Below are 6,847 nucleotides of genomic sequence, written 5' to 3' on the forward strand. Positions count from 1 at the left end.
ATCGATACGAATGTCTGAACCGAACAAATACGAGACGGTTGTCGGGCTGGAAGTCCATGTGGAGCTGCATACGAATAGTAAAATCTTTTGCGGCTGCTCTACGGCTTTCGGCGCGCCGCCGAATACCCATACCTGTCCAGTATGTCTTGGACATCCCGGCGTTTTGCCGGTATTGAACCGCCAAGCGGTTGAATACGCGATGAAAGCGGCTATGGCGCTTAACTGCCAAATTGCCGACATCAGCAAGTTTGACCGTAAAAACTATTTCTACCCGGATTCGCCGAAGGCATACCAAATTTCGCAATTCGATCAACCGATCGGCGAGCATGGCTGGATCGAAATCGAAGTGAACGGCGAAGTGAAGCGCATCGGCATCACTAGGCTTCATCTTGAAGAGGATGCGGGCAAGCTTACGCACGTTGACGGCGGATATGCATCGCTAGTCGATTTCAACCGTGTCGGTACGCCGCTTATCGAGATCGTATCCGAGCCGGATATTCGCACGCCTGAGGAAGCGAAAGCTTACTTGGAGAAAATCAAAGCGATCATGCAGTATTGCGATGTGTCTGACGTGAAGATGGAAGAGGGAAGCTTGCGCTGCGATGCCAACATAAGCCTCCGTCCTTACGGACAGAAGGAATTCGGAACGCGTGCCGAGCTCAAAAACATGAACTCCTTCCGCGGCGTACAGCGCGGCCTTGAGTACGAGCAATTCCGCCAAGCTGAAATTCTCGATTCCGGTGGCGAAGTTATCCAAGAGACTCGTCGCTTCGACGATGCGCTTGGCAAATCGTTCTCCATGCGCGGCAAGGAAGAAGCACATGATTATCGCTACTTCCCGGACCCGGATCTTGTATCGCTGCACATCAGCGAAGAATGGAAGCAGAGCATCCGTGCTACGATTCCAGAGCTGCCGGACGCTCGCAAAGCGAGATATACAAACGACTACAGTTTGCCTTCTTACGATGCTGAGGTTATTACTTCATCCAAGAAGCTTGCGGATTTCTTCGAGGAAAGCCTTTCTTACACGAAGGATGCCAAAACCGTTTCAAACTGGATCATGGGCGATCTCCTAGGCTACCTGAATGCGAACGGCCAGGAAATTTCCGATGTAAAAATAACCGGACAAGGTCTTGGCGAGATGATCGGCTTGCTTGAGAAAGGCACGATCAACGGAAAAATCGCCAAAACCGTATTCAAAGCTATGCTGGAATCGGGCAAGCTGCCGCAGCAGATCGTTGAGGAGCAAGGGCTCGTTCAAATTAGCGATGAAGGCGCGATTCAAGCGATAGTGAATCAGATCGTAGAAGCGAATCCGCAATCGGTTGAAGATTACAGAGCGGGCAAAGAAAAAGCGATTGGCTTCCTCGTTGGACAGATTATGAAGGAATCCAAAGGGAAAGCAAATCCTGCGCTTGTAAATAAGCTGCTTGTTGAGCGCTTGAAATAATTGCAGTCGCATGCAAAGACGCGGTTCATCGTGAAGATGAGCCGCGTTTTTCTTTTTGGCCGACGCCAAGGACAGGAGACCTGTATGTTCTAGCAGCCGCATACAATTATGTTACAATAGCTAGTATAGAAAGGTCGGGATCTTCTATGGCAAATGAACTTCATAATCCCTGGTACATTAGTGAGCTGCACATTTTATTAAGACTGCTCCTTGCCCTGCTGCTAGGCGGCCTTGTCGGATTTGAGCGCGAGCAGTCGAATCATGCGGCAGGACTCCGGACTAACATATTGGTTTGTTTGGGCTCATGCCTGCTCATGCTGCTATCCATGTATGGTTTTGCTTCATTTGTAGATGAGCCGAACGTTAGAGTTGACCCTGCGCGTCTTGCCGCTGCGGTAATTACCGGCATTGGTTTCCTTGGCGCTGGTACGATATTATTTACGGGCAAATCAATCACAGGGTTAACGACCGCGGCGTCCTTATGGGTCGTATCCGCGATCGGGCTTGCTGTCGGAGCCGGCTTCTATTTTGCGTCCGCTACGGCAACGATAATGGTTTTAGTTACACTTTGGGCGTTTAATAAGTTAGAGAAAAGGTATATTAGCGCGAAAAAGGAGCATTTGCTCAAAATAAAATCCAACAATTTATCTCAAGCTTTACTCGATATCAATGGATTGCTGACTGACCAGAAAATCGTCATTCGAAAAATGCTCTTGGAGGAGTGCGAGGACGAGGGGGATGTCGGACAGATTATGCTTCAGATCTACATTACATTGCCAAAATCAGAAAAACTGCTTATGCTGCTTGATAAAATAAAGCATTTGGAGGGTGTACGTTGGGTCAGCTCAGAATAAATCGGACTAAAAACAGACTGCTCACCGTAATGCTCGCCTTCGCATTGCCAGGCGCTGGCCATATGTATACGGGGCAGCACCCAAAGGGTTTGCTGTTAATTACCGCCTTTCTGCTGGATCTGACAGCGATCGTTAGACTAGCGGATTCAGATGGCGGCAGGCATTTGCTATTAATTGTTTATTTGGGCATTATGCTTCCTGTTTTTTATTTCATAAGCGTCTTTGATTCCTTGCAAAGTACGGAAGCGGAGGATCATAGCCCCGTCGCATTAAATCGCACGCTTGGCTTTATTATTTTGGCAGCGGGGGCTATTATGCTTATTTTGGTAAAGCCTCCGCATGCCATCTTGCCATGGATGAATGAGCTTGCGGAGCTTTGCGTAGGTCCCATTATAATTATTGCAGCGATCATCTTGCAGCTGCGTTCGCGGAAAGGATCGGTATCTATGTTTAAGCTAGGTCGTTTTACGGCAGCGGTGCTTGTCCTGACTGTTGGGGCGCTGCTGCTGTGGGATCAAATCCAAGGGAAAAATGATATTTCGCTACTTGGACAATGGTGGCCGGTCATATTTATATTATTAGGCGTTGAAGTGATCTTATTCAGCGTGAAATTTAAAGGAGCGGAAAAGAAGCTGAGGCTCGACGTTGCAGGAGGAATGATTGCGTTAGTCATTACACTCACTGCTTATGTGGTTACCCAATACGCGGACATTCCTTTTCGCTGGCTGGATCAATTCAATGTCGATCTGAACGGAACGGCGGATTACGGTGAAGAGAAGGGCTTTCGTTATGACAAAGCAATCATTAAGGTGCCGCTCGATGAAGCAGCTTCTCTTATACGCATCGTAAATCCGAATGGACAAGTAACGGTTCGTTCGGGCGACGTGCAGGAAATTGAGCTTTTGACAGCGGTATGGGTTGATTTAACCGACAAGACGGAAGCAGATGCCATAGCGGAGCAATCGACGGTAAAAATTAATCCAGGCACGGAGGTGACGCTTGAAGTAAAGGGGCAATCATACGGGGCAAACGGAAGCAGAAAGCCTAGAATGAATATGGTCATCACGGTGCCGATGTCGTTGTCGGATCAGTTCAAAGCGGAAGATGTGCCTTCGGATACGCCCGTGCCTTTGGACTCCGAACAGCCTATTGACGGAGCTGACGCTGTGCAATCAGAAATGCCGTTGACTTCTGGAACCGCGCAGGATGCAAGCTTGGAGCTGGCAACGGGGGCTCCGGGCAATACAGGCAATAATCCATCGGATGAGCCGGAACAAACGCCAGAAATTCCGGAAGATACGCAAGAGGAGCAGCCGGTTTTGAAAATGAAGGTCGAATCAGATAACGGTCCTGTTGAAGTAAAAGCATTGGCGCTGCCGGGAGGTCTCGATATTCGGAGCAGCAGCGGGATTATTACCGTCAGCAACATTAATGGCTCGGTTTCCGTCAAAGGAAATAACGGCGATATCCATATCAGCAGCATAACCGGAGACAGCAGCATTGAGACGAAGAACGGCACGATCGCGGCTGAGTCGATTCAGGGCAAGCTGTTTGCGAATACGTTAAACGGCAGCTTGGAAATTAAGCAGATCGATGGAGACATTCAAGCGGAAACCAAAAACGGTAAAATCAAAATGGACGGTGCCGGTGCTTCTGTGAAAGCAGACACCCTAAATGGCAGCATCGAGCTAAGCAGTGCTACGGTTGGCGGCGTCTGGGATTTGGACAGCTCCGTTGGCGAAGTGAAGCTAGCCATGCCGCAGGACGGAGATTTCACCGTTTACGGATCGGTAACTTTCGGTAATATTACGACCGAGCTTCCGCTAGAGGTAAGTAAGAAAACGATAAGAGGCACAATAGGCGAGGGCACTTTCCGGATCCAGATAAATGCAACGAACAGCATAACGATTAAACAGTTTGGGCTCTCCTAAAAAGGCGCTTTCATTGACAAACTCTTAAAATAGAACGTACAATAGTTGTAACTACTTAGGAAAGGCGTGAGGGGAATGGGAGCCAGCGTTAACTTAGCACTGGAGCAACTGAAGATGAATGGCGTCCGAATGACCCCGCAACGTCACGCCATATTAAGCTACTTGATGGACTCGATGTCTCATCCGACTGCAGATGAAATTTATAAAGCGCTCTCTCCAACATACCCGAGCATGAGCGTAGCTACCATATATAACAATCTGCGTTTATTTGTAGAAGCTGGATTAGTGCGTGAGCTGACATATGGCGATGATTCTAGCCGTTTTGATTCGGATTTATCCGATCATTACCATGCCATTTGCAAAAATTGCGGTTCTATCGTCGACTTTGATTATCCGCCGCTGCTTGAAGTAGAGCGTGCAGCGTCACGAGTGACGGGCTTCGTGGTTGAGGGGCACCGGATGGAAATATACGGCGTTTGCTCGACATGTAATACCACATCAGCGAAATAAATGGCGTTAAGCCTATAAGAACGTGCCGGGAAGCGACTTAACGCTAATCAGCACGTTTTTTATTATCATGAATGATTGCAGACAAGCATTGAACAGGAGAGTGAGCATTTGGAAACGATGTACAACCGAGCGCCCCGCCGAAGAGGCAACCGGGGATTTCGGGGACTCATGTTTTTATTTATTGCAGCGATGGCAGCCGTTTTTTGCTGGTACGGCTATATGCGTTTTATTCCGAATAATGAAAAGGTTGAACCGCCCTATCAGTCGGAGCATCCGATCATCATACATGGGATAGAGGCAAAGCAAGGAGCCATTATCGAAAATAATGAAGTAAAGCTTCCGCTCGCCGCGCTTCAGCAAGTGCTGGGAGAGGACAAGCCTATCCGGTACGAGCCGGATTCCGGCTCTATTATTTTGACAACAGCAAATAAAGTGCTTCATCTAAAGACCGATTCTTTAACGGCAACGATTAACCGGAAGCCGTACAATTTGACGATTGCCGCAGAAACCTCTAATGAAACGGTATATATACCTGCGGAGCCATTAAAGGAACTTTACGGCTTACAGGTGGAATTTGATCAGCAATCGGGCAACGTAACGCTGCTGTCTGCAGGGGACACCGTTCAATTAGCGGAGGTTACGCCGAAAAAAGGGACAGCCATCCGAACCGAGCCGACTATTCGAGCTCCATATATAAATAAGCTGCCGGCGGCGCAGACGGTTAGAATTTGGGAGGAGCAGTCCGGCTGGCTTCTTGTCCAAAGCAGCGACGGATTGACGGGCTTCATTAACAAAAAAGACGTAAAGCTAACGGCGATCGACCAAATGCCTGAAGCGAAGAAGGAGCCGGCATTTATAGCCTGGAAGGTGCTCGGCAACAAAATCAACATGACGTGGGAAGCCGTGTACGAACGAAAAATCGACACGACTAAAATTAGCCCTATGCCGGGCGTAAACGTCGTTAGTCCAACCTGGTTTGCACTTGCAGACGACAAAGGGACAATTAAAGGCAAGGCCGACCCCGCGTATGTAAAATGGGCGCATGATCAAGGGATGCAGATTTGGGCGCTTTTCAGCAATGATTTTGAGCCGGATCGTACGACGAAGGCTTTGGCAAGTGCAGAGACGCGGTTCTCGATGATCCAGCAGCTGATCGGATTTGCTGAAGTATATGGCTTGCAAGGGATCAATCTTGATTTCGAAAATGTTCATACGTCCGATAAAGCAAACTTCGTGCAGTTTGTTCGTGAGCTAACCCCTCTCCTGCATGAACAGGGTTTGGTTGTATCGGTGGATGTAACGCCAAAATCGAATAGCGAGATGTGGTCGCTGTTTCTTGACCGCCCAGCATTAGGCGGAATTGTCGACTATATGATGGTAATGGCGTATGACGAGCATTGGGCGGCTAGCCCGAAATCCGGTTCGGTCGCATCCTTGCCTTGGACGGAGAGCTCGCTTCTGCGTATTATGCAGGAGGACGGCGTTCCTGCCCGGAAGCTTATGCTCAGCATGCCGCTCTATACCCGGATCTGGACAGAGAAGAAAGGCGAGGATGGGAAGATAGATGTCTCATCAAAAGCGGTAGGCATGGAGCGGATCAAGGAAATAATAAGCACGAAGAAGCTAAAGCCAGTGTTTGACGCTGCGGCAGGTCAAAATTATGTGGAGTATACGGAAGATGGAGCACGCAAGCGAATTTGGATTGAGGATGAAGTATCGTTGAAGGCACGGGTCGCATTAGCGCGCAAATATGACTTAGCCGGCGTTGCGACATGGCAGCGTGCGTTCCAAACGCCAGCCATCTGGAAAACCATTGATGATGCTATAAAATTGAAGCCATAATACATGAATAATAAACAAAGAAAAGCCCTCTTCGCATGAGTGATCATTGGTCAAGACCCCATATAGCGGACACTGAATAAAAGACCCTACCTAACAAGCTGGAGCCGGTACTGAATCGGAGCCAGCTTGTTTAGTTTTCTTTGCGGACGCTTGTTGTTGTAAAAGTGTATATATTCTTCAATTCGGCTTTGTGCTTCTTCTACAGATCGAATATCATAAGGGTAGAGTGCTTCTGTCTTCAAATGCGAGAAGAAGCTCTC

At 48.5% G+C, this 6,847-nt stretch carries 6 protein-coding genes; 5 read left to right on the forward strand and 1 reads right to left on the reverse strand.

The annotated features are described in order from the left end of the window. The first annotated feature begins 10 nt into the window (after positions 1–10). From gatB to ADU23_RS14220, 5 genes are all read left to right on the forward strand, one after another. Positions 11–1,450 (forward strand): Asp-tRNA(Asn)/Glu-tRNA(Gln) amidotransferase subunit GatB, encoded by a 1,440-nt coding sequence (gene gatB / locus ADU23_RS14200; RefSeq protein WP_053374335.1) that lies wholly within the window; start codon positions 11–13, stop codon positions 1,448–1,450. Positions 1,451–1,596: 146 nt separating this feature from the next. Continuing rightward, entirely contained in the window at positions 1,597–2,304 is a 708-nt protein-coding gene (locus tag ADU23_RS14205) for an MgtC/SapB family protein (RefSeq protein ID WP_053374336.1), read from the forward strand. Then, positions 2,286–4,235, forward strand: coding sequence for a DUF4097 family beta strand repeat-containing protein (locus ADU23_RS14210; protein WP_053374337.1), 1,950 nt, complete (start codon positions 2,286–2,288; stop codon positions 4,233–4,235). Before ADU23_RS14205 ends, ADU23_RS14210 begins: the two co-directional genes overlap by 19 nt. A gap of 75 nt (positions 4,236–4,310) precedes the next feature. Further along, a complete protein-coding gene (perR, locus tag ADU23_RS14215) occupies positions 4,311–4,745 on the forward strand; it encodes a peroxide-responsive transcriptional repressor PerR (RefSeq protein ID WP_053374338.1) in 435 nt (144 codons plus the stop codon). Between the two features lie 117 nt (positions 4,746–4,862). After that, complete coding sequence (locus ADU23_RS14220; RefSeq protein WP_157266135.1) at positions 4,863–6,587, forward strand: glycosyl hydrolase family 18 protein; 1,725 nt, start codon at positions 4,863–4,865, stop codon at positions 6,585–6,587. Between the two features lie 86 nt (positions 6,588–6,673). Here ADU23_RS14220 and ADU23_RS32115 read toward each other — a convergent pair. After that, positions 6,674–6,847: IS3 family transposase (locus ADU23_RS32115; protein WP_157266115.1), on the reverse strand; the 174-nt coding region annotated here is incomplete at its 5' end.

Source organism: Paenibacillus sp. FJAT-27812 (assembly GCF_001273905.1).
In the GTDB taxonomy this organism is placed as follows: Bacteria; Bacillota; Bacilli; order Paenibacillales; family Paenibacillaceae; genus Pristimantibacillus.